Raw genomic sequence first — 25,806 nt, forward strand, 5'->3', positions numbered from 1 at the left:
GGCCCGGAGCCAGCAGGTCCCGAGCCAGCCGGTCCAGAGCCAGCCGGTCCCGAGCCGGTGGGTAGCAAGGTGAGGTGCGTGGCGGCAGCGTTCGCGTCAGTCACGCCGGACCATGATTCCAGCCGCAGCGGACAACCGCAGGCGCGCGGGCACCCGTTCCATGATCATGAAGCTTTTCGGGGCCCATACGCCACGTAACCTTCATGATCACCATCATGATCACGGGTAGGACGGGAGCCACCTGGGCGCGCGTGAAAGGTGAGAGAGGTGGCGGTGAGTAGCGTGGGCCCTTGATCAGGCGGGGGCGCCGAGGCGCTCGACGACCTGCGCGACCGACGGGTTGGTCAGGGCCGAGCCGTCTGGGAACACGACCGTGGGCACGGTCTTGTTGCCGTCATTGACCTTGGCGACGAGTTCGGCCGCGTCGGGGTGCTGCTCGATGTCCACCTCGGTGTAGGCGATGCCGGCGCGCTCGAGCTGACCCTTGAGACGGCGGCAGTAGCCGCACCACGGCGTGCTGTACATCGTGATGGCGTTCGACATCGAAGGTCCTTCCGGTACATGCGTCCGTTGTTACCCGACGCTTGCCTAACACCACGCAGCTTCGCGTTCTTCCCGGATCCTCGTTTGTCACGACCAGGTGGGCCAGGAGCGCGCGGGAGGCCCGGCCGATCTCCGGCCGCCTCACCAGGAACCGGGAAGCTCCTCGCCGTACCACGTCTCGATCAGCCGCCGGGCGATGGAGACCTTGCCCGGCAGCAGAAGCTCGCCGGAATCGATGGCCGTACGGAGCTCCTCCCGGGAGAGCCAGCGCGCCTCGGCGATCTCCTCCTCGTCGACCTTGATCTGCGTCGTCACCGCGCGGGCGAAGAACCCGAGCATGAGGCTTGACGGGAAGGGCCACGGCTGGCTGCCGGCGTACTCCGGATCGACGACCTTGATCCCCGTCTCCTCGTCGACCTCGCGCGCCACCGCGTGCTCGAGCGGCTCGCCCGGCTCGACGAACCCCGCCAGGGTGGAGAAGCGGCCCACGGGCCAGCTGGGCTGCCTGCCGAGCAGACAGCGGTCGTCCTCGTCGAAGACGAGCACGATGATCGCCGGGTCCGTCCGTGGGAAGTGCTCAGCGCCACACGACGGGCAGCGGCGTACGTGCCCTCCGGCAGTCGGTCGGGTGGCCGCGCCACAGCGGGCGCAGCACGGGTGGGCGGCGTGCCAGTTGACCAGGGCCACAGCATGGACGAAGAGACCCGAGTCGCGGTCGGAGAGGATCGCGCCGGCGTCACGCAGACCGGCCCGCCGACTGCCGCCAGCGGAGGAGTTCGGCTCGGCCGGCGTAGGACCCGGCACGGCGAAGTACGGCACTCCCTCACTGTCGAGCCCGAGAAGGTACCGCTCCTCCGGCGGCTGCGGGTCGTCCAGTTCCTCGGGCGTGGTGAAGAGCAGGGCGGTCGCGTCGTCGGTGACGGGGACCTCGCCGTCGACGACCACGAGCACCCGGCATCGCGGGTCCGCCCACCGGGCGTCGACCCAGGCAGCGTTTCGGCGGCGCTCGGTCGCGCGATCAAGGGTGGAGCGGGCGAGGGCGAGCTCTGCAAGGCGCGGCACGATGTGCACTGTAACTTCCCGGTCGGCATGGCTCCGCCGCTTGTCCAGTGGACGGAGGGCACCGGCCTCAACCGGTCGGCGCGGCAGCGATCACCGCCGGTGACCCGCCCGGGCTGACCGGTGGGAGTGCTCGGTCCGGTCTGGCAGGATCGCCGGCCATGAGCATCCACATCGGCGCGAAGCCTGGCGAGATCGCCGAGACCGTCCTCCTGCCGGGCGACCCGTTGCGGGCCCGGTGGATCGCCGAGACCTACCTGCAGGACGCGAAGTGCTATTCGACCGTACGCAACATGCTGGGATTCACCGGCAACTACGCCGGGCAACGAATCTCGGTCCAGGGCACCGGCATGGGTCACCCGTCGCTGGCGATCTACGTCCACGAGCTGATGGCGGACTACGGCGTACGCACCCTTGTCCGCGTGGGGTCCTGCGGCGCCCTGGTCGACTGGCTTCCGCTCCGCGCGATCGTGCTCGCGATCACGGCGTCGACGGACTCGGCGATGAACCGGGTCCGGTTCGAGGGTTTCGACTTCGCCCCGGCAGCGGACTTCGACCTGCTGCGTACGGCCTGTGACGTCGCCGTCGAGCGGGATGTCGCGGCGCAGGTGAAGCCCGTGGCGTCGGTCGACGCGTTCTATTCCGACCGCCCGGAGCTCCTACAGCGCCTGGCTGACCACGGAGTGGTCGCGGTCGACATGGAGACGAACCTGCTCTACACGCTGGCGGCGAAGTTCGGGGCCAGGGCGCTCACGATCCTGACGGTGAGCGACCAGATCCCCACCGGCGAGGCGACGACCGCGCTGGAACGCGAGCGGACGTTCGCGACCATGGCCGAGCTCGCGCTGGAAACCGTCATCCGAAGCGTTCCTCAGCGGTCCTAGCGACGCCTCGTCGCCACAGGCCGTCGCCCTGGCGTACGTGCGCAACGCCGACTGAGGGCACTCTTATCCAACGGCACGCCGCATGAGCGCGTCCCCATCCAACAGCCAACCGGGGGTGCCGCCAGGACGCCTGTACGCATTAGGGTTCCGGCGTGGACACGGTGACGATCGGCGTACTCCATCCCGGCGACATGGGCTCGGCCGTCGGCCGGCAGCTCGCGCTACGTGGCCACGAGGTGCTCTACGCCTCGAGCGGCCGCAGCGCGGAAACGCGGGCGCGCGCGGAATGGGCGGGAATGACCGACGCGGCCACACCGGCCGCCCTTGCCCGCGACTGTGCGTTCGTCCTGTCGATCTGCCCGCCGCACGCGGCGAAGGAGGTCGCCGGCGAGTTCGCCGGCTATCGCGGCACCTATGTCGACGCCAACGCGGTGTCCCCGACGACCGCGCGCGAGGTCGGCTCGCTGATCGAGGCGGGCGGCGGACGCATGGTCGACGGCGGGATCATCGGCGGACCGCCTGAACGCGAGGGTACGACCCGCCTCTACGTTTCCGGCGCGCACGCGGACTCCGTGGTGGACCTGTTCGAGGGCACGGTTCTCGGCGTCCGCAACGTGGGCGACGACGTGGGACTCGCCTCCGCACTCAAGATGTGCTACGCCGCCTGGACGAAAGGCACCAGCGCGCTCCTGCTCGCGATCCGTGCGGTGGCGACCCGGGAGGGGGTCGACGCAGGGCTGGTCGCCGAGTGGGAGCAGTCGCAGTCCGCCCTCGTCGACCGCAGTGCCGGAGCCGCTCGGGCCGCTCACGACAAGGGCTGGCGCTGGCGCGGCGAAATGGAGGAGATCGCGGCTACCTTCGCCGCCGCCGGTCTACCGGAGGGCTTCCACCAGGCAGCCGCTGACGTCTTCGCCCGCTCGCCGCGGCCGACTGGCACTGCGCCTGATGACGTCCTGGCCGCCGTCGTCGACACGCTTCTCCTTCCGCCGGCCGACTAGATTTCCACCCGGCCGACGAGTTTCCACCGACCGGCGAGTTTCCACCGGCCGGCGAGTTTCCACCGGCCGGCGAGGTCTCCGCCCGGCCGACTCGATGCGTGGTTCCCACAGGAGTCGCCTGATACGGTGCTCCGCTCGGAGGTGACCTGGGGGTCTCAGCTGGCCGGACGCGACAGGGTTCGGTCACCGGTTCGCCTTGCCAGCAGGAAAGTTGGCGAGCATCCTTCGCAGGACACGCAGAACGATCGTCGGCTGGTTCGCGGCGAGCGCATACGTGACCCCAGTGCTTGTCAGACGCACGCGGCCAGAACGGCGGACGACGACGAGCGGAGGCGGCATATGGCCATAACGCGACGTGATCTGCTGAACCGATCCGGAGGTGTGGGCCTGGGCGTGGTCGTGGCGGGCGCGGTCGAGTCGCTCTTCGCCGCCAACCCCGCCGCCGGCAGCCGCGGCCCGGCGACAGGCTACGGCCCGCTGGTGGAGGATCCGCGTGGCTACCTGGATCTTCCCAGCGGCTTCTCCTACCGCATCCTGAGCCGTGAGGGTGAACCCCTGCGTTCCGGTGGCGGCACTGTGCCCAGCCGTTTCGACGGGCAGGCGGCGTTTCCCGGCCGGCATGGGCGCGGAACCATCCTGGTCCGCAACCACGAGTGCCGCGAGAACGTGGCCCATCGTGTGCCGGGCCCGGCCTCCCATACGTACGACCCGTTGGGTCCCGGTGGCACCACCACGCTGGAGATCTCGGCGCGTGGAGAACTGAAGGAGGAGTACGTCAGCCTCGGAGGCTCGTTCGTCAACTGCGCCGGGGGCCTCACGCCCTGGCGGACCTGGCTGACCTGTGAGGAGACCGAGGCGAGCCCCGCCGGCAGCGAGCTGTCGCACGGCTGGATCTTCGAGGTCGATCCGTACGACAACGCCCGCAACGCCGACCCCACTCCCCTGGAGGCGATGGGCCGCTTCGCGCACGAGGCGACGGCGACCGATCCGCGGACGGGCGTCGTCTACGAGACCGAGGACGCCTTCGACCATCCGTTCGGGCTGTTCTACCGGTTCCTTCCGGAGAAGCCGCTCGGCGGCTACGGCAGCCTGCGCGCCGGCGGCACGCTGCAGGCGATGCGGCTGCCTGGCGTCACCGACCTGTCCGTGGTGACCGAGGTCGGTGCGCGCTTCGACGGTATCGAATGGGTGGACGTACCCGATCCGTTGGCCGAGACCGTGCCGATCCGGTTCCAGGACTTCGGTCCGGGCGGCATCACGCACTCGCAGAAGCTCGAGGGCTGCTACTGGGGCAACGACAGCGTCTACTTCGTCGCCAGCTTCGCGAGGAGCGAGGACGGATCGACCGCTGACCACGATGGTCAGGTCTGGCGGTACGCCCCCGACAGCAACATCCTCGAGCTGAGCCTGATCTTCCGCTACGAGCCCGACGACGACGCACCGGGAGAGGGCCCGGACAACATCTGCCTGTCGCCGTACGGCGGGTTGATGCTGGCCGAGGACGCTGGTGGCGAACAACACCTGCTGGGCGTCACCGGGAGTGGCGAGGTGTTCCCCCTCGCCCGCAACCGACAGAATGTCGGGACCCCGCAGGCACCGTCGTACGGCGAGTTCGCCGGTGTCGACTTCTCCGCCGACGGCCAGACGCTCTACGCCAACTGCTACAACCCGGGAACAACGTTCGCCATCACCGGTCCGTGGCGGCGCCAGCGCTGACTTCCTGCCTGGGCTGGGCTTCCGCGGAGGCTCAGCCCTTGACGGCGCCGAGGATGATGCCCTTCACGAAGTACCGCTGCAGGAACGGGTAGGCCAGCAGGATCGGGATGATCGAGAAGATGATCGTCGCGGCCCGGATGTTGTCGGCGGAGACGATGAGCCTCTGCAGGTCGTTCGTCGGTGCGTTGCCGCCGCCCATGCCGAGCATGCTCTGGTCGATGATGATCGACCGCATCACCACCTGCAGCGGCCATTTCGAGCTGTCGGTCAGGAAGAACAGGCCGGTGAAGAAGTCGTTCCAGTGGGCGACCGCGTAGAAGAGTCCGATCGTCGCGATCACCGGTTTCGACAACGGCAGCACGATGTGCCAGAGCACCTGCAGGTCCGACGCACCGTCGATGCGTGCGGACTCCTCGATCTCCGGCGGCAGGCTCCAGAAGAAGTTCCGCATCAGGATGAGGTTGAACGGTGATACCAGCCCGACGACGATCAGCACCCAGATGCTGTTGATGAGTCCCAGCCCCTTGAGTAGGAGGTAGGTCGGGATCAGGCCCGCACCGAAGAGCATCGGGATGATGACGAGCCACATCAGGAAGCGGTAGCCGGGGATGTAGGTCTTCGACAGGCCGTACGCCGCGGTCGTGGTGAAGAACAGGTTGAGTGCCGTCCCCACCACGGTGACGAAGACCGTGATGGCGAACGAGCGCATGAGGACCGGAGTCTCGAAGATGTAGAGATACGCCTCGACCGTCAGCGACCTGGGCAGCAACATCAACGGGTGGGCCGAGATCGCGGTGCCCGAACTCAGCGACTTCGCCAGGATGTTGACCATCGGGAGCAGCGTCACGAGCCCGAGCACAATCAGGACGACGTGGATCGTCGTGTCGGCCCACCACGGGTTCCGGTCGAGATGGGATCGGCGCGGCGCGACCTCCTTTCCGGAGGTGAGGTTGGCGTCGGTCACCGGAGTCGTCGTCATTTCCTGCCTCCGTTCACCATTGCGAGGTCCGTGGCCACCGATCGCTCGCTCACCAGATGGACCGCTGTCCAAGCCGGCGCAGGACATGGTTGGCCGTGACGATCATCACCAGCCCGACCACACCCTTGAAGAGCCCCACGGCGGTGGCCAGTTCGAACTGCGCCTCGAGCAGTCCGACCCGGTAGACGTAGGTGTCGATGATGTCGCCGACCTCGAGGACCGCGGCGTTCTGCAACTGGAAGATCTGGTCGAAGCCCGCGTCGAGCAGGCTGCCGAGTGACAGCACGAGAAGCACTGCCATCACCGGTCGCAGGCCGGGCAGCGTCACATGCCAGATCTGTCGTAGCTTGCCGGCACCGTCGACGCGGGCCGCTTCGTACAGCTGGGCGTCGATTCCGGAGAGTGCGGCGAGATAGATGATCGCGCCCCAGCCGAACTCCTTCATGATGCCGGTGATGACGACGACGGACCGAAACGTGTCGGGGTTGGTCATGAAGTTGACCCGATCCCCACCGGATTCGATGATCAACGTGTTCAACAGTCCGGTAGGCCCGAGGATGTTGATGACGATCCCGGCGAAGACCACCCAGGAAAGAAAGTGCGGGAAGTACGTCACTGTCTGCACGCCGCGCTTGAACCACATCCGGCGTACTTCGTTCAGCAGCAGGGCGAAGATGATCGGCACCGGAAAGCCGAACACGATGCGGTAGAAACTGATCAGCAGGGTGTTCTTGATGAGCTGGGGAAACTTCTCCGAGGAGAACATCACCTGGAAGTGCTCGAGGCCCACCCACGGGCTCTCCCACATACCGCGGAAGACCTTGTAGTCCTTGAACGCGATCTGCAACCCGATCATCGGCAGGTACGCGAAGATCACGAAGTAGAGGACTGTCGGCAGGATGAGGGCGTAGATCCAGCGGTAGCGCCAGACCTCGGTCGCCTTGCGCTGGAGCCGCCCGCCGCGGGGCCGCGGTCCGGTCGCCACCCTCGCCCCCGCCGGCGAGCGGATCGTCGACGTCATCGGGGAATGTAGGAAGGCTTGGACTTGTCCTTCTGCGCGGTGTTGATCTCGTCGATGATCTGATCACCGCCAGCTGCCCGCCACTTGTCCACGGCCTTGCGCCAGTCGTCACGACTCACGTCGTGGTTGATGATCGTGGACTGGGCGACCTTCTGCAGATAGTCCTCGTAGAGCTGGGTGCCCTTCTTGTCCTCGACCGCCGACCTGACCGTCGGGTCGCGATAGTCCGGGTACTCCTGGGCGCAGTACTCGTCGAACTTCCCCTTGACGTAGTCGAAGCGGTCAGGGATCTTGGCGGCCTCGAAGGCCAGCTTGGTGATGTCCCAGTCGAGCTTCTCGCTGAACGGACCGAGAAAGCCCATGGGCTCCAACTGCGGCCCCTGGAACGCCTTCTCGCGTTCGTTGTCGGGGATCGGCTCCTTGCCATCTTCGCTGACGGTGAACGTCTTGTCCCTGATTCCCCAGCGGCGAAGCTCGGAGCCGTCGGTGAGCGTCCAGTTGAGGAACCGGAAGAAGCCGTCGGGATCCTCCATCGTCCCGGATACGTAGAAGCCGCGGTCGACCGGGAAGACGAGACGGTTCCCACCGAGCTCACCCAGCGGCGAGACGACACCGACCTTGGCATTCTTGTCGATCGACCTGAGCTGGGTCGTCGCGTCCGGGATCGATGACCAGTGCGAGATCACCATGACCGACTTGCCGGCCTTGAACTTGTCGTCGGCGAAGTTGGGTTCCTTGTTGACGCCGTAGTCGGGATCGAGCAGACCGCGCTTGTGCAGATCCTGGAACCAGAAGTACATGTCGACTTCCGGCTCTTTCATGTACCACGGGATGAGCAGGTCCGGGTCGGCCGGCGACGGCTCCCAGCTGAACATGCTCACACCGAACGACGTGGCGATCTCCTTCGCGCTCCACTCGTACCCCATGGTGAACGGCACCTGTTCGGGGAATGCCGACTTGACCTTCGCGACGGTCGGGGCGAACTCGTCGACGGTGGTCGGCGGCTCGATGCCCGCCTTCTCGAACAGATCCTCGCGATAGCAGAGGAAGAACGGCACCTGCGGCCAGATCAGATTGGGAATGAAGTAAGTGTCGCCGTTCTCGTCCTTGAGGATCTTCCAGATGCTCTCCGGCACGGCCTCACGCAGGGCGGGATACTGCTCGAGGTAGTCGTCGATCGGGAGGAAGGCACCTTCGTCCTGCGCTTCCTTCCACGTCGCCGAACTCGGGCCCGATCCCCAGATGACATCGGGAATGTCGCCCGAGGCGAGGATGGTGTTGACCTTCGTGTCGTAGTCGATGACCGGAATGATCTGCACATCGATGTCGGCCTTGCCCTGCTTCTCCAACGCCTTCTCGAACGGTCCGTCCTTGGTATAGGTCGCGGGGCCCCAGGTCGGTCTGAGGTAGGTGAAGCTGACGGCCCCGTCCCCTCCCCCGGCACCGTCGTCCTTGCCTGCACAGCCGGCGACGGTCACGGTGGCGAGAACGGCGGCGCCGGAGAGGAATTGACGACGGCTGACCATGAGCGGACCCTCTTCTCCGTGTGGGCATCGTTGGCAACCTGAGCGACGCCCGAAACCTAAAATTCATGTGTCAACATGTCAACGAGATCGGCCGCGGCTGGCCCGATCCCTGTCCGCTGTCGGAAGGTCAACATGGTAAATCGGAACGGACACGCGAGAATGCGGCATCGATGACCGTGGAACGTGGGGCGGGGCGGATCCCGCTGTACGAACAGGTCACGCAGGCGCTGGCCGAGGATCTGAGCAACAACACCTACACACCGGGTGGTCGTTTCCTCACCGAACGGGAGGTCTGCGAGCGTTTCGGTGTCAGCACGACCACCGCTGTGCGTGCGCTCAACGCCCTCGTCGGAGACGGTCTGCTCGTCCGCCGCCAGGGCAGTGGCACCTTCGTGGCTGACCGGCCGCCGGCATCCATGGGGCCTGACTCCATGATCCCCGGCCCTGCCGAAGGCATGGGGACCGACCCGGCCACCAATGCGGCTACCGACACGGACGCCGACTCAGACCCGAGGGGCGCGGGCAGTTTGGGAGGCGGGCGCCGGCAGAAGACCGTGGCGTGCATCCTGCAGTACGTCGACGGCACTCACGTGACCCAGCTCCTTGGCGGTCTCGAAGCCACCTGCAACGAGCTGGGTTACCGGATGTTCCTGACCCACACGGAGAACTCCGGCGAACGCGAGACGCAGGCGATCCGCAGCGCGATCGCCGCCGACGTGAGCGGCATCGTGCTCTATCCCGCCGAGCGAGGTGCCGACCCCGCCCTCTTCGCGGAGGCCCGGCAGCAGGGCATCCCGCTCGTCACCGTCGACCGCTACCGCACTGATGTCGCGACCGATGCCGTCGTCGCGGACAACCTGGCCGTGGGGTACGAGGTGACGAGGAAACTCATCCAGCTCGGCCACGAACGGATCGCGCTGCTGTGCGACGAGACCGACTGCACCAGCGTGCGGGACCGGCTGGCCGGACACCTCAAGGCGCTGCGCGACCACCAGGTCCCGACGAGACCCGAGCTCACCGTGCTGCGCAGATACGTACGCCCCACCCATCCGACCGAGGACGGGCTGGTGGCGTCGCTCCTGGACAGCCCGGATCCCCCGACCGTGCTGCTGTGTGGCAACGGATTCGCGCTCGCGCAGGCCGTCGAGGATCTGGTCGCCCTCGGGCATGACGTGCCCGGCGACATCGACCTCGCCGGCATGGACGATGCCGGACCGTTCGACATCTTCCCGCTCACCGCGGTGGCCGCGGCGTTACCGTCGCGGGAGATGGGCGAACGGGCCGCACGGCTGCTGCACACGCGGATGTCGAGCGGTGAGCCCTACCGCGACATGCACCATGTGGTGCTGCCGATCCGCCTGCGCACCCGACAGTCCGCCCCCGGCTACCTCCGCGTCGTCACTGCGGACACTCCTTAGAAGACGGGTCCACCGGTTCGCCGATGCCGTCGACTCGCAGCCTCCCACGCCCTGCCTGCCGCGACGCCGGCACCGTGGAGCGGCGGCGCGCGGGCAGGCAGGGTCGGGGACCCGGGTCAGAGGTCGAGGACGACGACCAGGTCGTATTCGCTGTCGATGATGACACCGCCTTCACGATTCACCGGCACGGCGACCCAGCGCTCGCGATGGGCTTCGTACCACATCAGGTATTCCCGGGCTTGGTCGAGATGACGCATGGCAGGGGCTCCTCCCCGTCGGAACACTGGCCTGCCAGCCCCTCCACGTCCTTGCCCGCCGACTCATAGCGGCCGCCACCGGAGCACGATGCTCGGGAAGCCGCCGTTCGCACTATGCCGACGGCGAGTTCGAACGCATGACCGGATACTAGGTGCGGCTACCGACAGTCCTGATCGCCATCCCTTCGACGTCCCCTCATCCGGCCCGGCGGGGCGCCACTCCGGCGGCCTCGCGGTAGCGGTGGGTCTGCAGGGTCGCGACGAACATCGGCACGATGAGGACGAGTCCGCCGATCGACACGGCACCGACGATCCACGACACGCCGACCATCGCCCACGTCGCCAGTGTCCCCTCCGGACGGCGCCGGGTGAGCCGCACCGACTCCCGGGCCAGCGCCACCATGGACAGGTCGGGCTTCGCGACGAACAGCGGACCCCAGTACGTCGCACACACCGACCACAGCAGCGTGACCAGGGTGAGCACCACGACGACCGGGGCGAGATCCCGGGCATCGGCGAGCACAGCCACCCAGATCAGGATCCCGAAGGTGCCGTAGAGCGGGGCCAACGTGCGCGCGCTCCGCACGGCGTACTCACGAAGCAGTTCGCCGGCGAGTCCCAGGTCGACGTGCTGGCCCCGGCAGGCCTCGGCGGCGATCCCGAAGAGCACGGCAGTGGCCGGCGGCAGTGCCGTCGCGGAGTAGAGCGCGAAGACGATCCGCAACCAGCTGGGCAGTTGCGGAAACGCCAACGCCAGTAGGCCGGGCACCAGTTGCAGCGCCCAACCGAGATTGGCGGCTACCAGGCGTTCGACCTGCGACGAGACGGTGGCGAAGGCCGCCCAGATCGGACCCCGCCGCTCGTCGCGCGGACCCGTGTCATCCAGAAACGGCATCGCCGGCGCCCATTCGATAACCCCTCATGCCTTGCCAGACAGCGATTCTCCGCTCTCGGCGTCGAAGATGTGGACCTTGCTCATGTCCACGCCGAGCGGAACTTCCTGGTCGAGATAGCTGGTCGGCAGCCGCACCTTGAACGTCGCCACGAAGTCGGTCTGCTCCGCGGTGCTGAGGTAGACCGTGCTTCCCGCGGCGGTGGGCTCGACGAGGTTGACGATCCCACGCAGCGTGTTGTCGTCGGTGACCTCGAACGGCGCCATCCTGGGCACGTGCAGGTGTTCGGGACGAACGCCGACCTTCACCGTCCTGCCGAGGTGCCGGCGCATCCGTTCGGTCATGTCCGGATGGAGGTGCAACGCGACACCGCCACCGGTGGCGACGATGCCGTTGTCCCGGTCGGGCGCGGCCTCCAACACCAGCTCGAAGAGGTTGATGCTCGGAGTGCCGATGAAGTACGCCACGAACAGGTTGTGCGGCGTGTCGTAGAGCTCCGGCCCGGTGCCGATCTGCTGGATCTTGCCGGCGTTCATCACCGCGATCCGGTCGCCGAGTGCCATCGCCTCGGCCTGGTCGTGGGTGACGTAGACGGTCGGCTTCCGCTTCTCCCGGTGGAGGGTGAGAATGTCCTCGCGTGCCTGGTAGCGAAGCTGGGCGTCGAGATTGGACAGAGGCTCGTCGTAGAGATACAGCGACGCATGCCGCACCATCGCCCGTGACAGCGCGACCCGCTGGCGCTCACCTCCGGAGAGCTGTCGGGGCTTGCGTTCCAGCAGGTGCTCGATCCGGAACGTCTTCGCCGCCTCCGGCACCCGTTCACGCACCGTACGGCGTGGTGTCCGGCGCGACCGCAGGCCGTAGGCGATGTTCTCGAACACAGTCATGTGCGGGAAGATCGCGTAGTCCTGGAACACCATCGCGACGTTGCGATCCTTCGGCCGGATCTCGTTGACCACCTTGTCGCCGAACCTGATCTCGCCGCCAGTCGCCGGCTCGAGCCCGGCGAGCAGCCGGAGAGTCGTCGTCTTGCCACACCCGGACGGCCCGACGAGAACCAGCAACTCGCCCTCGGTGATCCCGAAACTCACCTGGTCGACGGCACGCTTCTCGTCGAACTGCTTCACCAGGTCCTCGACCGCGATCGCGTTCACAGCTTCACTCCTCGCCAGTTCTTCGGGCAGCCCATGACGGAGACGCCCCTAGAAGAGTTCGAGTACGCCGGGCAGGTGGACAGGTTCCTCGCTGTCGGCGGCGAAGAAGTACGCCCGCTCCCAGTCCGGGGTGACGCGCACCTCCGCCGTATCCGGGTAGTCCACCGGCGCCGTCACGGCGACATTGGCACCGTCGAGGTTGCCGTAGACGAAGCTGGCTCGCTCGGTGGGAATCCGCTCCAGGTGCCGCACCGGCATCCGCGCGCCGTCGGAGGTGTCGAGCCGCCAACCCTCGGCGCGTACGCCGATCCTGACCGGGCCGACCGGGACCTGCTGAGCCAACTCGAACGGCAGCTGCCACCGCGCCGCCTCGCCACCGCCGACAGTCACCTCACCACCGTCGACGTACGCCGGCAGCACGGCCATCGGAGGCGAGCCGATGAACGTGGCGACGAACAGGTTCGCCGGGGTGTAGTAGAGGTCGTCGAAGGTGCCGATCTGCTCGATGTCGCCGTCGCGCATCACCGCGATCCGGTCACCCATGAAGATCGCTTCCTGCTGGTCATGGGTGACGTAGAGAGTGGTGATCGCGAACTTCTTCAGCAGGCGCCGGATCTCGATCCGAGTCTGCTCCCGCAGCTTCGCGTCGAGGTTGGAGATCGGCTCGTCCATGAGGAACAGCTGCGGCTCACGCACGATACAGCGCGCGATCGCGACCCGCTGCTGCTCGCCGCCGGAGAGCGTGGTGGGGACCCGGCCGAGCAGGTGCTCGAACCCGATGCCCATCCGGTCGGCGGTCTCCCGCAGCCGCTGCTCCTTCTCCTCCTCGGTCTTGTGGCGTACCTCGAAGTAGTAGGCAAGGTTGCCTTGCCCCTTCATCGACGGATAGAGCGCGTAGTCCTGGAACACCATGCCCACGCCGCGTTCTTGTGGACGTACCTGGGTGACGTCCGCACCGTTGTAGAGCACCCGACCGGCGTCGGGATACTCAAGGCCCGCCACCACCTTGAGCAGGGTGGACTTGCCACAGCCGGACGAGCCGACCACGCTGACGGTCTCACCGTCGGCGACCTGCAGGCTGACACCGTTCAAGGCCGGCCGCTCCCTCGACGACTCCAGGTCGACGATCCGCTCTGCGGCGTACCGCTTGACCGCCTGGTCGACATCGATTCTCGCCACGAGTACCTCACCTCACTTCAGGCCGCGCAGGCGAATACCCTTGAGCAGGTATTCGCGGCAGACGATGAACGCGATGAACACCGGCAGCGACTGCAGGATGCCCAGCACCATCAGGCCGTTCCACGACATGCCCGCGGACAAGATCTCCTGCATCTGCTGGGCCTGGGCGGACGCCTGTTCGGCATTGGTGGCGCCCGCCTGGGTAAATCGTTGTAAGAGCAGGTAGATCTCGACCGAGGCCGGCATCTTCTCCGGCGTCTGCAACACGATCAGTGGCCAGAGGAACTGATCCCACGCCCCACTGAACGCACCCCAGATCGCCACCGCGTAGACGGGCACACTCATCGGCAGCACGATCCGGCGGAAGATGTTGAACTCCGAACCGCCGTCGACCCGTGCCGCCTGGATGACCGAGTCCGGGATCGTGTCGAAGAACCCCTTGAAGAGCAGGAAGTTGAACGCCTGGAACACGATGGGCAGGATCACCGCCCAGTGTGTGTCCCAGATGCGCACGCTCGGGAACTCCAGGTCCGTCCCGGGAATGGTCGGCACGTCCGGCAAGGCGAACGGGAAGTTCCGGGTCAGCAGGAAGTTGGGGATCAGCGTCAACGCCGCCGGCATCATCAGCGTGCCGATGAAGAACAGGAACGACCACCTGGCCAGTGGTCCTTTCTGGAGCTTGCTGTTGGCGTAGGCCGCAAGGGACGTGATCGGGATGCCGAGGATCAACGTCCAGAACGTGATCTGCACGGAGTTGAGGAAGAACAGCCAGAACGGCCCGTCCATCAGCGACTCCGCCGCCGTGTTGGAGCCCTGGACAAGGCTCACCACCAGCCGCCAGCCGGCGAGTGTGGCGTCCTGCGGGAACCACGTCGGCGGAAACTGCAGGACCTCCTCACCGGACTTGAACGACGTGATCAGCATGAAATAGAAGGGGAACAGGTGCAGGGTGATACCGAGGCACAAGAACGCGACGACCAGCCACCATGCGATCCGGATGACCGGCTGCTTCCGCCCCACGCGTGGGAACAGCATCGCTTGGTCTCCCCTCCTTTACGTGTCGGGATCTTCGCGGAAGAACCGGCGCTGGATGATCACCAGTGCCATCGTCACGACGAACAGGAACACGCCGAGTGCCGTCGCATCCGCATAGCGCAGGCTGCGCAGCAGGTCGTAGAGATACATGACGACCGTACGGCTCGCGCCACCCGGTCCGCCGCCGGTCATGATCAACGGAAACTCGAACACCTGCGACGATCCGATGACGGCGAAGATCAACAGCATCGAGATGACCGGACGCAGCCGAGGCAGCGAGATCGTCCACACCTTGCGCCAGAAACCGGCACCTTCGATCTCGGCCGCCTCGTAGTACGACGCCGGAATTCCCTGCAACGTCGCCATGTAGATCAGGCCCGGACCAAAGAACAGGATTCCCGGGAACACCAGCCAGAACAGCACCTGGTCGCTGGAGTTCAGGAACGGCTGCGGAGGAAGGCCAAGCCACTCGGTCGCGATGTACTGGAACAGGCCGTACTGCGCGTTGAACATGTAGCGGAACAGCAGCGTGCTCGCGATGCCCGACAACGGCAGGAACCACAGCAGCATCATCCAGCGGATGTGCCGCTTCGGCATCTCCATCAGCAGGATCGCGACCACGATCGGGATCATGAACGTCAGCGCGAGGCTCAACGCGGCATAGATCGCCGTGACCTTGAACGCCTGACCCACCAGGGGGTCGTTCCACATCCGGATGTAGCTCTCCAGCCCGGTGAACTCGATCGGGCCCCGGAAGCGGGCGTTGGTCAGGCTGATCACGAACGCCATCAGCAGCGGATACCAACCCCACGAGAGTTGGAAGAGGAACGCCGGCGCGACGAAGAGTCCTCCCTCGAGCCGGCGCCGACGGCTCAGCCTGTGCGACGTCGGCGCGACGGTCGCGATGTCGGGTGACCCCAACGGCGGGCCGGCGCCGTCCCCGGACCGTTCCGCCTCGCCAGGCCGGTCGGCTCCCTGGTCGGCCCCCTGGTCGGCGCGGTCACCCGCGCCGACCGTCGGCTGCTGACTACTCATAGGCGAACGTTCACCCCTTCAACGCCGGAAGCACGGTGCCTTCGTACCAGTCCTTGAACACGTTCTCGTAGTAGTCCGGTGCATTCTCCTGCCAGTAGCTGGCATGCGCCTCGAAATAGCCGCTTGCGGCCTTGATGAACTCCTCGTCGGCGACGCCGGAGGTGAAGCTCTGCGCCTGCTGGTTTCGGGTCGTGTCCAGCTTCTTCAGGTCCGCACGGATGTCGAGGGTGCCGCGTTCACTCGTCCACCGCGACGTCATGTCCTCGCGGGCGGTCTCGGTCGGCGCGGCGTTGGGCTCGGGCGGGAAGTAAAACGCCTCGTTGGGGGCGATCGGGATCTGGGCCGCCCGACGCACCTCGTCCATGAACTTGGTGCCCCACGCCTCGTCCGGCGAGCTGGGCACCTCGTCGAGGAGGCCCTTGTAGGTCGGCATGAAGTTCTGCCAGTCGTAGACCCGCCGGGCATCCTTGGTGCTCTCGTACACTGCCTTGCGCTGGGCGATCCAGCCAGGTCCCTGCACGTGCAGGAGCAAGCTGATCGCCTTGTCGAGCGCATCGTCTTCCAGGTCAGGTGAGAAGCCCACCAGGTCGACCTGACCCTGCGTACCCGTGGCGCGGCCGTCAAGGCCGACGGGCTGGGTCATCCAGCCGGCGACGTCCTCGATCGGCTTGCCCAGCTTGTCGGCCAGGTCGGACGGCGTCGGGTTGTCGCCGCCAGGCGTGGCCGTATAGAAGACCACGCTGTTGCTGTGCATGCAGGCGTCGCCGCGGGCGAACGCGGCCTGCACGTCACCATCCGGCATGGAGATGTCGGCGAGTGCGGACTGGTCCTCGAAGATGATCGCCCGCAGCCGTTCGATCAACGGCACCCACAGGTCGGCCTGGGCGGAGTAGTCCCACCGCCAGTTCCACCCGGTGTCCGGCGCCGGCACCTTGGCGTGGAAGTCCATGCCGTCGGCGTTCAGGCTGCCGTTGAGGGCCTGGCCCTGCATCATGAAGCCCTTGCGCTTGCCCTTGGTGAGACCCTTGGCCAGCACCCGGACGTCGTCCCAGGTCCAGTCCGGTGTCGGCTCCTTCAGGCCCAACTCGTTGATGAGGTCACGCCGGTAGTGGATGCCGGTCCCGACGTTGTAGAGCCAGGGGGCCGCATAGAACTTCCCGTCGATGCCCCACTTCTCCCAGATCGGGCTGACGTAGCTCTCGAGCTTGTCGGCGACGTTGTTTACCTCGAGATACTCGGTCACGTCGGCCGTGAGCCCCTGCAGCATGGCCGAACGGACGTTCGCGCGGTTCCAACCACCGATCACGTCGCCTGGGTACGCCGACGGAGCCGTGCCACCGGTGATCGCCGTCGTGAGCGTCTCCTGGTCCCAGACGTTGAGCGCGGAGTTCTTGATCGTGACGCCTGGATTCTTGTCCAGCCACTGCTTCAGTACCTGTGCGTACGCCTTGGTGCTCGGGTTGGCCTTCTGCTCCGCCGCCGTCGGCATCCGACCGAACGGCCATCCGTCGAAGGTCGTCAAGGTGACGTCCACTGCTTCGCCGGCGCCGCTGCCACCGCCGCCCCTCGAACACGAGGCGAGCGCCCCGCCACCGAAGGCCAACATCCCACCTGCCGCCATCGCCTTCAGCACAGCGCGACGCGACGACACACCACCCATCGCTTGACCCGCCGAGGCGGTCTTTCCCAAGAGTCCCATGATGATCGAGCCCTCCCTTTGTTCCTCCGAGACGAGGCCAGTCCTACGAGACAAGGCCATTCGAACAAGCCGTGTCGGTACGACACCTCAGCCCAGCGCGGGAGCGACGGTCTGGTCGTACCAACCCTTGAAGACGTTCTGGTAGAACTCAGGAGCGTTCTTCTCCCAGTACGTCGCGTGATCCCCGTAGTACTTCTTCGCGGCCGCGACGAACTCCTCGTCGGCGGCACTGGACGTGAAATCCGCAGCCTGCTTGTTGCGGGTCTGCTCGAGGTTTCCGAGGTCAGCCCGGATGTCGACCTTGGCCTCGGAATACCACTTCTGCGTTGCGTCGTCGTACGCCGTGGTGGTGGGTCCGGAGTTCTCTTCGGCCGGGAAGTACCACGACGTCTGTGGAACAAGGGGAATCTGGGTGGCATGGCGTACGGCATCCATGAACGTGGTTCCCCATGCCTCGTCCGGAGAGCTGGGCAGCGCCTCGACGATGCCCGCGAAGATCGGTGTGACGTTTGCCCAGTCGTAGATCCGGCGCGGGTCTTTCGTCTGGTCGAAGATCGCCTTCTTCTGCAGGATGTAACCGTCGCCGGACATGTACGTGTGCAGGTTGACCGCGGCGTCGAGCGCGTCTTCGTCGAGGTCGGGCGAATAACTCAACAGGTCCGTCTGGCCTTGAGTGGTTCCGATCCGGCCGTTGGTGCCGATGGGCTGCGTCATCCAGCCGACGAGCTCCTCCAGTGGTTTGTCGAACCGCTTCTCCATGACCACGTTGGTCGTGTCCTCGTCAGGACTGTTGGTGAAGAAGACCATCGAGTTGTTGTGCATCGCTGCCGTGCCGCCGATGAAGGCGTTCCAGATGTCGGGGTCGTTCAACGTGACGTCGGCCAGCACCGACTTGTCCTCGAAGATCATTCCGCGGACACCCTCGACGAGCGGGACCCACGTGTCGGCGTTCGTGGTGTAGTCCCACCTCCAGTTCCAGGTCGTCTCCGGCGCCGGGATCTCGGTGAACATCCCCATACCGTCGGCCGCCATGCGCATGCCGAGACCCCAGCTCTGCAGCCCGATCCCCTTGCGCTTGTCCGTGGTGAGGCCCTTGGCCAGCTCGCGTACGTCGTCCCAGGTCCAGTCGGGCGTGGGCTCCTTCAGCCCCAGCTCCTTGATCAGGTCCGCGCGATAGTGGATTCCGGTGCCGCAGTTGTAGGCGAGGGGCGCCGCGTAGTACTTGCCGTCGATCGCCCAGCCGTCCCAGATCGGCTTGGCGTAGTCGGCGAGCTTGTCGTGGAGCTTGTGCTCCTCCAGGTGGTCGGTGACATCTGCGACGAGACCCTTCACCATGGCCGCCTTGACCGCGGTGCGGTTCCAGCCACCGACCACGTCGCCGGGGAACATCGACGGCGCCGTACCGCCGGCGAGTGAGGTGACGAGCAGCTCCTGGTTGTCGGTGTCGAAGTCGAGGCGCTTGATCGTGATGCCAGGGTTCTTCTTGCTCCAGGCCGAAAGCGCCTCGGCGTACGCCCTGAGCGTCGGGTTGGCCTTCTGCTCCGCCGCCGTCGGCATCGGCCCGTACGGACGGTTGCCCGTCGTCAGCACGATGTCGGCACCACCCGATCCACCACCGTCCCGGGAACAGGACGCCAGAGCACCGCCGGCCACGGCGAGCACACCGCCCCCAGCCATGCCCTTGAGCAGCGACCGCCTGGTGATGACGTCGTGGAACGTCATGGGGTAGGAACCTCCGGGGTTTCTCACCGCTTCGTGGACGTGTGGTCGTGGAGTTCGGGCCAGGTGGCACCTGGCTCGTCGTGCTCATCCGCCGGTCGCGCGCCGAGCTTCACGTCGCGCCACCACACCCGGCCTCCGGTCAGCAGAGCGTGGAGCCGGCCCTGCGAGAGGGCGATGTCGAGGACATCGGCCACAGGTAACCCCTCGTCCCACCGGACACCGACCTCACCGGTGGCGGCCACCGACCAGATCGCGGTACGGGTGAGGACCGCCAGGCCCTCACGACCACCTGCCACGGCCCGGATCCCCTCGTCGAGCTCGGCCCATGTGGACCAGTGGCCGTGCTGGTCCCGCGCGCACAGCGTGCGACCGAGGCTCACGAGCGGCGGGTCGGCGACGGAGCGGACAAGCGGCCACGGTGTCTCCGCCCGTACCTCCCGCGCCCATGAAGCGCCCTCGTCGGTCGAAGCCCAGAGCTGGATCGCGCCCATCCGCGGGTCGCGGGTCGCCGCGAGGACGATGCCAGCGGTGACCTGCAGGACGACGAGGGGGAGGACTCCGAACGGCGCCGGGACCGACTGCCAGCTCACACCGCTGTCGGTCGTACGCAGCAGATGGTTGCCGTGCCGGGCGGGTGCCGCCAGTCCGAACCCGTCTGGCCGGAACGACAGGACTCCCGCATGACCGCCCTCGCCCGCCACGACGGCGGTCCAGGCGGCGTCGCCTCCCGCGTTCCGGCAGAGCCCCGCCGGCCCCGACGCGACCAGGGCACCGTCAGGCGCGACCGCGAGTGCCGTCAGCGGGAAGGGGGTGTCAGCCAGAGCGGACCAGGTAGCGCCCTCTCCGGCGGAGGCTTCCGGTCGCACCACACCCGACCGTGCGCCCCCGACCGCCGGGCGTCCGTTCACCAGGAGCAACCGGTCGAGGTCGTGGGTAGGTGCGGCGTGAGCGGGGCGCCACGTGGCGCCGGCGTCGGCGCTCGTGACCAGGCCGCCGGCGGTCCCCGCGTACACCGCCCCGTTGTGCACCGCCAGGCAGAGGACCGTCCGCGCGGACCCGCCGTCGTCGGCGGCGGCGGTCCAGGTCGCTCCGGCATCGACCGAACGCCAGAGCCCGGCGTCGGTGGTTCCCACCAGCAGGGTTCCGTCGTCGAGGGCAACCACCGCCGTGACCTGACCGTCGACCCTTCCGCCGGGTGTCCAGGTACGCCCGCCGTCGCGGGAGGTGAAGGTCTGCCCCGACTCGCTCGCCGCGGCGAGGACGCCCCCAGGAGTGCCGGTGACGTCCGCGTACGCGATCGCCGCGACCGCCACCCCCTGAGTCCCCGCGGACCGGCGCCACGCCTTCACACTCGTCGTCGCCGTGAAGATGCCGTCCGCCGTCCCCGCCAGCACGGTCCCGCCCGGACCGACGCAGAGCGTGCTCACCTCGTGGTCGTCGAGCCCGAAAGTTGCCGGGGCCCACGACCGGCCTCGATCGAGGCTGCGGAGCACACCGTCGCCGAGGGTGCCGGCGAGCAGGAACCCCGTGTCCTCCTGCCGCTCACCATCCCCGACGGGCGGGATCGCGACGAGTGCCGCGACCGGAGCGCCGGACCCCTGCACGTCGGCCAGTTCGGCTTCGCCGTCGCGGTGGCGGACGATGCCCTCGGCGCCGCCGGCCACCAGCCAACTGCCGCTACGGCAGATGGCCGCGACCGAGGTGAGTGCCGTCGCGATCCCGGGAACGGCATCAGCATGGGGAACTGCGCGGGTGCCCAGGTCTCCGCCAGAGCTGGGACCCGGGCCGCCGTCGAGGCGCGCCAGCCCGCCGACACCACCGATCCACAGCCGATCGCCGTCCGCCGCGAGGGCGAGCACCGGCGTGGTCAGCTCGATGTCCGGCAGCTGCCGCCATGGGGATCGCTCAGCCACGGCCCGACACCACCTCGGCGGAGACGAGCAGCGCGGCCGTCTCGCCCCCGGCCTCCAGCGCGACCGACAGGACACCGGCGACATCGCAGATACCCGCGGAACGCATGTCGACGAAGGTGTTCGTCAGCACGTCGACGCCATGGCCCGGACCCAGCTCCAGCGCCTTGCTCAACGCCACCCTCGGCTCGCGCCGGCCGCCGTTGTGGACGATCTGCAGGAACGGCGCTTCGAGACCGGTACACACGGCGTCGATGCCGAGCATCTCGTCGGAGGTCGCGCAGTCGTCCCGGTGGGCGCGTACCCGCGGGATGCAGTCCAGGAACGCCACACCGCCACCTGGTACGACGCCGTCGCGGAGGGCTGTGTGCAACAGGCGTACGGCCTTTCTGGCATTGTCCTTGCGGCCTTCGATCTGCTGGCTTGTCGCCGCGCCGACGCGCAGGGCACCCACCCGACCGGAGAGCCGGGCCTGTCGTAGCCACAGACGTTCACGGGTGGTGCGTTCCTTGGCCTGCGTGGTCTGCTCGAGCTCCCACGCGCGGGTACGCAGCCGGGCCGCCAGCTCGGCGATCGCGTCCGCGTCACCGTCGCCGCCCTGGATCGTGACGTACCCCTTCTGCACGACAGCGCGGCGGAGCCGGCCGAACCACGCCGGCTTGAACGACTCCGGCGGCCGACCCAGCTCGCTCGCCAACACCTCCGCGCCGGTCAGCAGCGCGATGTCGGCCAGGTCGTCGGACAGGTGCGTCTTCGACGTCGTGACCACGACAGGTGCGCTCACCAACGTGCCCCGGAGGTCGTTGAACCCGAACATCGCGAGCGCAGCGTCAGACACCTCGCGCGCGACCACGAGCACCGGCGGGCGGCCGGGGACGCCCAGCGTCGCTTCGAGCATCGGACGTACCTGCTCGACTGTCTTCAGCTCCACGTCGGCGACCACCACGACCGGATCGACCAGCGTCAGCTCGGTACTCGCCCCAGACAGCAGGTCCGGATCCGCCGGCCGGCCGCGCCAGCGCGCGCCGTCGATGAAGTCATACGACAGGGTCATCGGCTCGTGCTCTTCGATCTGGACGGCGCCGTCGACCCCGAGTACGTCGAGCATCTCGCCCACGACCGCGGCCAACTCGGCGTCCCCGGTCACCGCAGCGGCGAGGCCGACGAGACCCGACGCCGGCGTTCTGTCGAGGGAAGCCACCGGAGCGGCCTGGTCCTTGAGCGCGTCGCACGCGGCGGCGACACCGACCTGGATACCGCGCCGGACTAGAACCGGGTTGGCGCCCGCCGCCACCACCCGCGTGGCATGCCTGAGAATCGACCGGGCAAGGACCGTCGCCGTGGCACCGCCGTCGCCGTATCCCCCACCGACCCGGCGTACCATCTCGCGGACGAGCGCGGCGCCCGCGCTGCGGCGCCGACCTGGCAGCGCCGTGATCCGCCGCGCGATCGTGGCCGAGTCGACCAGGCTCTCCGCCGAGCCGCGGCCGACCTCGCTCAGCACGACGCCCTGCGCCGGGCCGAGAGTCACGGCCAGGAGCTGCGCGAGGGTGTCGAACCCGCCGCGCAGCTCGCGCAACGCCTGTTCGGCGTCGTCGCTTCGCCAGGTCTGCGATGCCGTTCTCATGGGACCAGGGCCTGCGCGCTGTCTGCGTCGAAGAGCCGCATCCCCTCGGCAGCCACGCCCACCCGTACCGGATCACCGGGGCCGAGGTCGCCTTCCTCACCCGCGCGGAAAACGACCGCCAGCGGCTTCTTCTCCCGGGTCATCAGCCGGACGACCGTCTCGCCGATGAGCGGCTCGACGTCGGTCACCTCGCCCTCGAGAGTGCCGGCGCCGTTCTCCGGTCCGAGTACGAACGCCTCCGGGCGGATGCCGACTGTCACCTTCTCCTTGCCGTACCGCGCGAGGGCGGGACGCCAACTGTCGGGCAACACCAGGCTGGCGTCGTCTGCCACCGCGACGTAGGAACCATCGGAGTCCTGGAGCCGGGCGTCGAGCAGGTTCATCGGCGGAGTGCCGACGAAACCCGCGACGAACGTGTTGGCGGGGCGTTCGACCAGCTCGCCCGGTGGACCGGCCTGTTGCACCTTGCCGTTGGCGACCACCGCGACCACATCACCCATCGCGAACGCCTCGCTCTGGTCGTGGGTGACGTAGACGCTCGGCTTGCCCTTCTCCCGGTGCAGCGCCATGATGTCGCGGCGCAGGCGGTACCGCAGCTTGGGGTCGAGATTCGACAACGGTTCGTCGAAGAGGTACGCATCCGCGTCCTTGACCATCGCCCGCCCGAGCGCGACTCGCTGCTGCTCGCCACCGGACAGATCGGTGATCGGAGACTTCAACAACGGCGTGAGGTCGAGCTTCTCGGCCGCGGCGCGGACGCGTTCCTCGATCTCCTTGCGGCCGACCCCACCGCGCGCCTGCAGGCCGTACGCCATGTTCCCGAACACGTCCATGCTCGGATAGAGGCCGTACTCCTGGAACACCATGCCGAGGTTGCGGTCCCGCGACGGCAGCGACGTCACCGGCCGGTCGTCGATGAGCACCTCCCCCGAGTCCGGCTGCTCCAGACCGCAGATGATGCGCAGCGTCGTGGTCTTGCCGCAGCCCGACGGCCCCAGCAGGACGAGGAACTCCCCTTCGGCAACGCTGAACGACAGATCGTCGACCGCGAGATGGTCGCCGAGTCGCCGGACGAGGTTGCGAACTTCAAGACCAGGCACAGCGCTTCCTCCATTCCGAATCGGTCGGTCGCGTCGTCATCTCGCCGCCGCATGCGCGACGACGTCCTTCATGCCGGCCCACTCTCGCCAGATGTCGGTCATGCACTCCCACCTGACCTGTTCGTGGTCGACATGGCTGAGCCGGAAGAAGATGGCGTAGCGGATGTGTGGGGACGCGTTCCCCGTGATGCCGTGGCCCAGCTGGTAGTGCGCGAGCACGGCGTCGCCTGCCCGGGCGGTCACCTGTTGTGGCTCGGGAAGCTCGACCAGCGGCATGCCCTGCAACAGAGCGGCAGGACCGTGCTCGCGGAAGTACCTTTCGTAGCGTCGATGCGTACCCGGCCAGACGGTGAAGTTGCCCGAGTACGGTCCCGGAACATCGCTGAGGAAGACACCGATTAGTGCGGTGAAATTGCGGATCTCCCCCTTCGGCACACCATTGTTCGGCGAATACATCCCGTCGATGTGCGGATGCGGCTCATGCGGCGGGTCGGTGGACGGGAACCGCAACGCCACCTGGCCGGCCCCGCGTGCGCCGGGCGCGATCTTTCCTTCACCGATGGCCGACTCCGCCAGCTCCCACAGCGGGGACTTCGTCAGCAGATCGGTGATGGCCGAGGTGGTCTGCACCTGCGGGGTGTACGACTGGGCGCGGAACTTCTGCAGCTGGTCCGGTGGAATTCCCTGCGAACCGAGCGATGCGTTGATCGCCTGCAAGGCAGCGTTGACGTACTCCTCGGGGACGATACCGGGGAGCTGTACCAGACCATTCTTGTACAGCGCCTCTTTCTGCATCCGCGTCAACTGCATGGAGCACCCTTCGGTCGTCGTACTTCCTTGTTCAGCTGGTGCTGTGGCTAGGTGCGTGGAGCAGTGGAGCTTCGCTCGACGAGATGGACGCGCAGGCGGGTATCGCGCACGCCCATCTGCGGATGGCGGACACGTTGGGCGAGGTTCCAGACAGCCTGCATGCCTAGGTGTTCCTTGTCGACCGCGATCGTCGTCAGTCGCGGCACGGTTTGCGCGGCCATGTCGATGTCGTCGTAACCGATGACGGAAAACTCGTCGGGCACCGCGATCCCCTTCTCACGCAGGAGATCGATGGCGCCGATGGCGGTGTTGTCGTTGCAGCAGAAGACGGCGGTCGGTGGCGTGGTGAGGTCGAGCAATGCCCGCATCTCGTCGCGCCCGCTTTCGGCGCTGAGCCGGCCCTCACGGACATAGGCGTCCTCGACCGGGATCCCGGACTCGGTCAGCGCATCCCGATATCCGGCGAACCGCGCCTCGATGGAGGTCGCCGTCGACGGACCGGTGATGATGGCCGGCGGCGGATCCCGGTGACCGAGCTCGAGCAGATGCATGGTGGCCAGGTAGCCGCCCCGATGGTCATCGGCACACACGCTGTCCACCGCGACACCGGCGGCATGGTGGTCGATCACCACGCACGGGGTCCCGGTGCGCAGGATCGCGGTGATGTACTCGGCAGACACATAGCCGGCGAGGAGAAGCCCCTGAGCTTGTCGACGCTCGACGATGAGCGGCATCTGGTGGTGCGAGCTCGGCTCGTCCCGCAGGGTCTCCAGGACCAGCGACAGGCCGAGCTCGCCGACCGCCCACTGCGCGCCGTACAACACCGGGCCATAGAACGGGTTCGACGGGCCGACGTAGTGCTCAGCCCTCGCCAGCAGGCCGAAGGTCGTGATGCCGGTCGCGAACTCCTTCGTCTGGCGTCGGCGTGGGTGATAGCCGATTTCCGAGGCCGCGGCCAGGACCGCCGCCCGCGCTTCGTCCGACACCGAGGAATTGCTGGTGAACACGCCGGAAGCGGTACCGACGGAGACGCCAGCGCGTTGCGCCACATCCCGCAGAGTCGACCGCCGCCGCGTACCCACACCACGCAACCCCTTCGTTTCAATGAACGTTCAGGGAACAACGTTGGCTGGACCTTACGCGCAGGAAACGGGGGTGTTCCATGCCTGTGTCCCAAGATGGACAGGCAGGCGTACGACGCCTCGACGTCCAGGGCGACGCCATGAAGGTTCCACTGAACG

Annotated in this window: 22 protein-coding genes; 4 read left to right on the forward strand and 18 right to left on the reverse strand. The window is 67.3% G+C overall.

Annotation, left to right across the window (positions count from 1 at the left end):
• Positions 1–294: 294 nt before the first annotated feature.
• On the reverse strand, positions 295–543 hold the full coding sequence (locus ABN028_RS18250) for a mycoredoxin (protein WP_349697387.1): 249 nt from the start codon (positions 541–543) through the stop codon (positions 295–297).
• 141 nt (positions 544–684) lie between these two features.
• Positions 685–1,605 (reverse strand): NAD(+) diphosphatase, encoded by a 921-nt coding sequence (nudC, locus tag ABN028_RS18255; protein WP_349329771.1) that lies wholly within the window; start codon positions 1,603–1,605, stop codon positions 685–687.
• A 158-nt stretch (positions 1,606–1,763) separates the two neighbouring features.
• On the opposite strand from nudC, the gene deoD reads away from it, so the two are divergent.
• The 3 genes from deoD (at position 1,764) to ABN028_RS18270 (ending at position 5,200) form a co-directional block, all read left to right on the forward strand.
• A complete protein-coding gene (gene deoD / locus ABN028_RS18260) occupies positions 1,764–2,486 on the forward strand; it encodes a purine-nucleoside phosphorylase (protein ID WP_349697388.1) in 723 nt (240 codons plus the stop codon).
• A 152-nt stretch (positions 2,487–2,638) separates the two neighbouring features.
• Positions 2,639–3,484 carry a DUF1932 domain-containing protein gene (locus ABN028_RS18265; protein WP_349697389.1) on the forward strand — a complete coding sequence of 282 codons (846 nt, stop codon included), beginning with the start codon at positions 2,639–2,641 and terminating at the stop codon, positions 3,482–3,484.
• A gap of 339 nt (positions 3,485–3,823) precedes the next feature.
• Positions 3,824–5,200 (forward strand): alkaline phosphatase PhoX, encoded by a 1,377-nt coding sequence (locus tag ABN028_RS18270; protein ID WP_349697390.1) that lies wholly within the window; start codon positions 3,824–3,826, stop codon positions 5,198–5,200.
• A 31-nt stretch (positions 5,201–5,231) separates the two neighbouring features.
• Here the strand turns inward: ABN028_RS18270 and ABN028_RS18275 are convergent, their stop codons facing one another.
• From ABN028_RS18275 to ABN028_RS18285, 3 genes are read right to left on the reverse strand one after another with little or no spacing between them, the layout of a single operon-like run.
• Positions 5,232–6,179, reverse strand: a complete 948-nt coding sequence (locus ABN028_RS18275; protein ID WP_349329775.1) for a carbohydrate ABC transporter permease — start codon at positions 6,177–6,179, stop codon at positions 5,232–5,234.
• A 49-nt stretch (positions 6,180–6,228) separates the two neighbouring features.
• Positions 6,229–7,200 carry an ABC transporter permease gene (locus tag ABN028_RS18280; RefSeq protein ID WP_349329776.1) on the reverse strand — a complete coding sequence of 324 codons (972 nt, stop codon included), beginning with the start codon at positions 7,198–7,200 and terminating at the stop codon, positions 6,229–6,231.
• A complete protein-coding gene (locus ABN028_RS18285; protein ID WP_349697391.1) occupies positions 7,197–8,726 on the reverse strand; it encodes a substrate-binding domain-containing protein in 1,530 nt (509 codons plus the stop codon). The genes ABN028_RS18280 and ABN028_RS18285 overlap by 4 nt, the downstream gene beginning before the upstream one ends.
• Positions 8,727–8,896: 170 nt before the next feature.
• Here ABN028_RS18285 and ABN028_RS18290 point away from each other — a divergent pair, with 170 nt between their 5' ends.
• Positions 8,897–10,144: a GntR family transcriptional regulator gene (locus tag ABN028_RS18290; RefSeq protein WP_349697392.1), complete on the forward strand. Its 1,248-nt coding sequence runs from the start codon at positions 8,897–8,899 to the stop codon at positions 10,142–10,144.
• Between the two features lie 116 nt (positions 10,145–10,260).
• Here ABN028_RS18290 and ABN028_RS18295 read toward each other — a convergent pair whose 3' ends face one another.
• The 13 genes from ABN028_RS18295 to ABN028_RS18355 form a co-directional block, all read right to left on the reverse strand.
• On the reverse strand, positions 10,261–10,401 hold the full coding sequence (locus tag ABN028_RS18295) for a hypothetical protein (protein ID WP_349329779.1): 141 nt from the start codon (positions 10,399–10,401) through the stop codon (positions 10,261–10,263).
• 196 nt (positions 10,402–10,597) lie between these two features.
• Positions 10,598–11,296 (reverse strand): hypothetical protein, encoded by a 699-nt coding sequence (locus ABN028_RS18300; RefSeq protein WP_349329780.1) that lies wholly within the window; start codon positions 11,294–11,296, stop codon positions 10,598–10,600.
• Positions 11,297–11,320: 24 nt separating this feature from the next.
• Complete coding sequence (locus ABN028_RS18305; protein WP_349697393.1) at positions 11,321–12,448, reverse strand: ABC transporter ATP-binding protein; 1,128 nt, start codon at positions 12,446–12,448, stop codon at positions 11,321–11,323.
• 48 nt (positions 12,449–12,496) lie between these two features.
• Positions 12,497–13,627 (reverse strand): ABC transporter ATP-binding protein, encoded by a 1,131-nt coding sequence (locus ABN028_RS18310; RefSeq protein WP_349329782.1) that lies wholly within the window; start codon positions 13,625–13,627, stop codon positions 12,497–12,499.
• A 12-nt stretch (positions 13,628–13,639) separates the two neighbouring features.
• A complete protein-coding gene (locus ABN028_RS18315; protein WP_349690015.1) occupies positions 13,640–14,662 on the reverse strand; it encodes a carbohydrate ABC transporter permease in 1,023 nt (340 codons plus the stop codon).
• An 18-nt stretch (positions 14,663–14,680) separates the two neighbouring features.
• Complete coding sequence (locus ABN028_RS18320) at positions 14,681–15,697, reverse strand: carbohydrate ABC transporter permease (RefSeq protein WP_349697394.1); 1,017 nt, start codon at positions 15,695–15,697, stop codon at positions 14,681–14,683.
• A gap of 10 nt (positions 15,698–15,707) precedes the next feature.
• Complete coding sequence (locus ABN028_RS18325; protein WP_349697395.1) at positions 15,708–17,396, reverse strand: ABC transporter substrate-binding protein; 1,689 nt, start codon at positions 17,394–17,396, stop codon at positions 15,708–15,710.
• A gap of 87 nt (positions 17,397–17,483) precedes the next feature.
• A complete protein-coding gene (locus ABN028_RS18330; RefSeq protein ID WP_349697396.1) occupies positions 17,484–19,118 on the reverse strand; it encodes an ABC transporter substrate-binding protein in 1,635 nt (544 codons plus the stop codon).
• 23 nt (positions 19,119–19,141) lie between these two features.
• Positions 19,142–21,031 (reverse strand): WD40/YVTN/BNR-like repeat-containing protein, encoded by a 1,890-nt coding sequence (locus tag ABN028_RS18335; protein ID WP_349697397.1) that lies wholly within the window; start codon positions 21,029–21,031, stop codon positions 19,142–19,144.
• On the reverse strand, positions 21,024–22,655 hold the full coding sequence (locus ABN028_RS18340; RefSeq protein WP_349329788.1) for a TCP-1/cpn60 chaperonin family protein: 1,632 nt from the start codon (positions 22,653–22,655) through the stop codon (positions 21,024–21,026). Before ABN028_RS18340 ends, ABN028_RS18335 begins: the two co-directional genes overlap by 8 nt.
• Positions 22,652–23,755 (reverse strand): ABC transporter ATP-binding protein, encoded by a 1,104-nt coding sequence (locus ABN028_RS18345; RefSeq protein WP_349329789.1) that lies wholly within the window; start codon positions 23,753–23,755, stop codon positions 22,652–22,654. Before ABN028_RS18345 ends, ABN028_RS18340 begins: the two co-directional genes overlap by 4 nt.
• 36 nt (positions 23,756–23,791) lie before the next feature.
• Positions 23,792–24,565, reverse strand: a complete 774-nt coding sequence (locus tag ABN028_RS18350) for a phytanoyl-CoA dioxygenase family protein (RefSeq protein WP_349697398.1) — start codon at positions 24,563–24,565, stop codon at positions 23,792–23,794.
• Between the two features lie 47 nt (positions 24,566–24,612).
• On the reverse strand, positions 24,613–25,647 hold the full coding sequence (locus ABN028_RS18355; RefSeq protein ID WP_349697399.1) for a LacI family DNA-binding transcriptional regulator: 1,035 nt from the start codon (positions 25,645–25,647) through the stop codon (positions 24,613–24,615).
• Positions 25,648–25,806: the final 159 nt, after the last annotated feature.

The organism is Actinopolymorpha sp. B17G11 (assembly GCF_040196095.1).
Classification (GTDB): domain Bacteria; phylum Actinomycetota; class Actinomycetes; order Propionibacteriales; family Actinopolymorphaceae; genus Thermasporomyces.

Excerpts from the sequence above, each read along its gene's own strand:
- ABN028_RS18350 (WP_349697398.1), bottom strand. The coding sequence starts at position 24,565 with ATGCAGTTGACGCGGATGCAGAAAGAGGCGCTGTACAAGAATGGTCTG.
- deoD (WP_349697388.1), top strand. The coding sequence starts at position 1,764 with ATGAGCATCCACATCGGCGCGAAGCCTGGCGAGATCGCCGAGACCGTC.
- ABN028_RS18325 (WP_349697395.1), bottom strand. The coding sequence starts at position 17,396 with ATGGGACTCTTGGGAAAGACCGCCTCGGCGGGTCAAGCGATGGGTGGT.
- ABN028_RS18315 (WP_349690015.1), bottom strand. The coding sequence starts at position 14,662 with ATGCTGTTCCCACGCGTGGGGCGGAAGCAGCCGGTCATCCGGATCGCA.
- ABN028_RS18270 (WP_349697390.1), top strand. The coding sequence starts at position 3,824 with ATGGCCATAACGCGACGTGATCTGCTGAACCGATCCGGAGGTGTGGGC.
- ABN028_RS18285 (WP_349697391.1), bottom strand. The coding sequence starts at position 8,726 with ATGGTCAGCCGTCGTCAATTCCTCTCCGGCGCCGCCGTTCTCGCCACC.
- ABN028_RS18250 (WP_349697387.1), bottom strand. The coding sequence starts at position 543 with ATGTCGAACGCCATCACGATGTACAGCACGCCGTGGTGCGGCTACTGC.
- ABN028_RS18320 (WP_349697394.1), bottom strand. The coding sequence starts at position 15,697 with ATGAGTAGTCAGCAGCCGACGGTCGGCGCGGGTGACCGCGCCGACCAG.
- ABN028_RS18300 (WP_349329780.1), bottom strand. The coding sequence starts at position 11,296 with ATGCCGTTTCTGGATGACACGGGTCCGCGCGACGAGCGGCGGGGTCCG.
- ABN028_RS18275 (WP_349329775.1), bottom strand. The coding sequence starts at position 6,179 with ATGACGACGACTCCGGTGACCGACGCCAACCTCACCTCCGGAAAGGAG.
- ABN028_RS18290 (WP_349697392.1), top strand. The coding sequence starts at position 8,897 with ATGACCGTGGAACGTGGGGCGGGGCGGATCCCGCTGTACGAACAGGTC.
- ABN028_RS18340 (WP_349329788.1), bottom strand. The coding sequence starts at position 22,655 with ATGAGAACGGCATCGCAGACCTGGCGAAGCGACGACGCCGAACAGGCG.
- ABN028_RS18280 (WP_349329776.1), bottom strand. The coding sequence starts at position 7,200 with ATGACGTCGACGATCCGCTCGCCGGCGGGGGCGAGGGTGGCGACCGGA.
- ABN028_RS18295 (WP_349329779.1), bottom strand. The coding sequence starts at position 10,401 with ATGCGTCATCTCGACCAAGCCCGGGAATACCTGATGTGGTACGAAGCC.
- ABN028_RS18330 (WP_349697396.1), bottom strand. The coding sequence starts at position 19,118 with ATGACGTTCCACGACGTCATCACCAGGCGGTCGCTGCTCAAGGGCATG.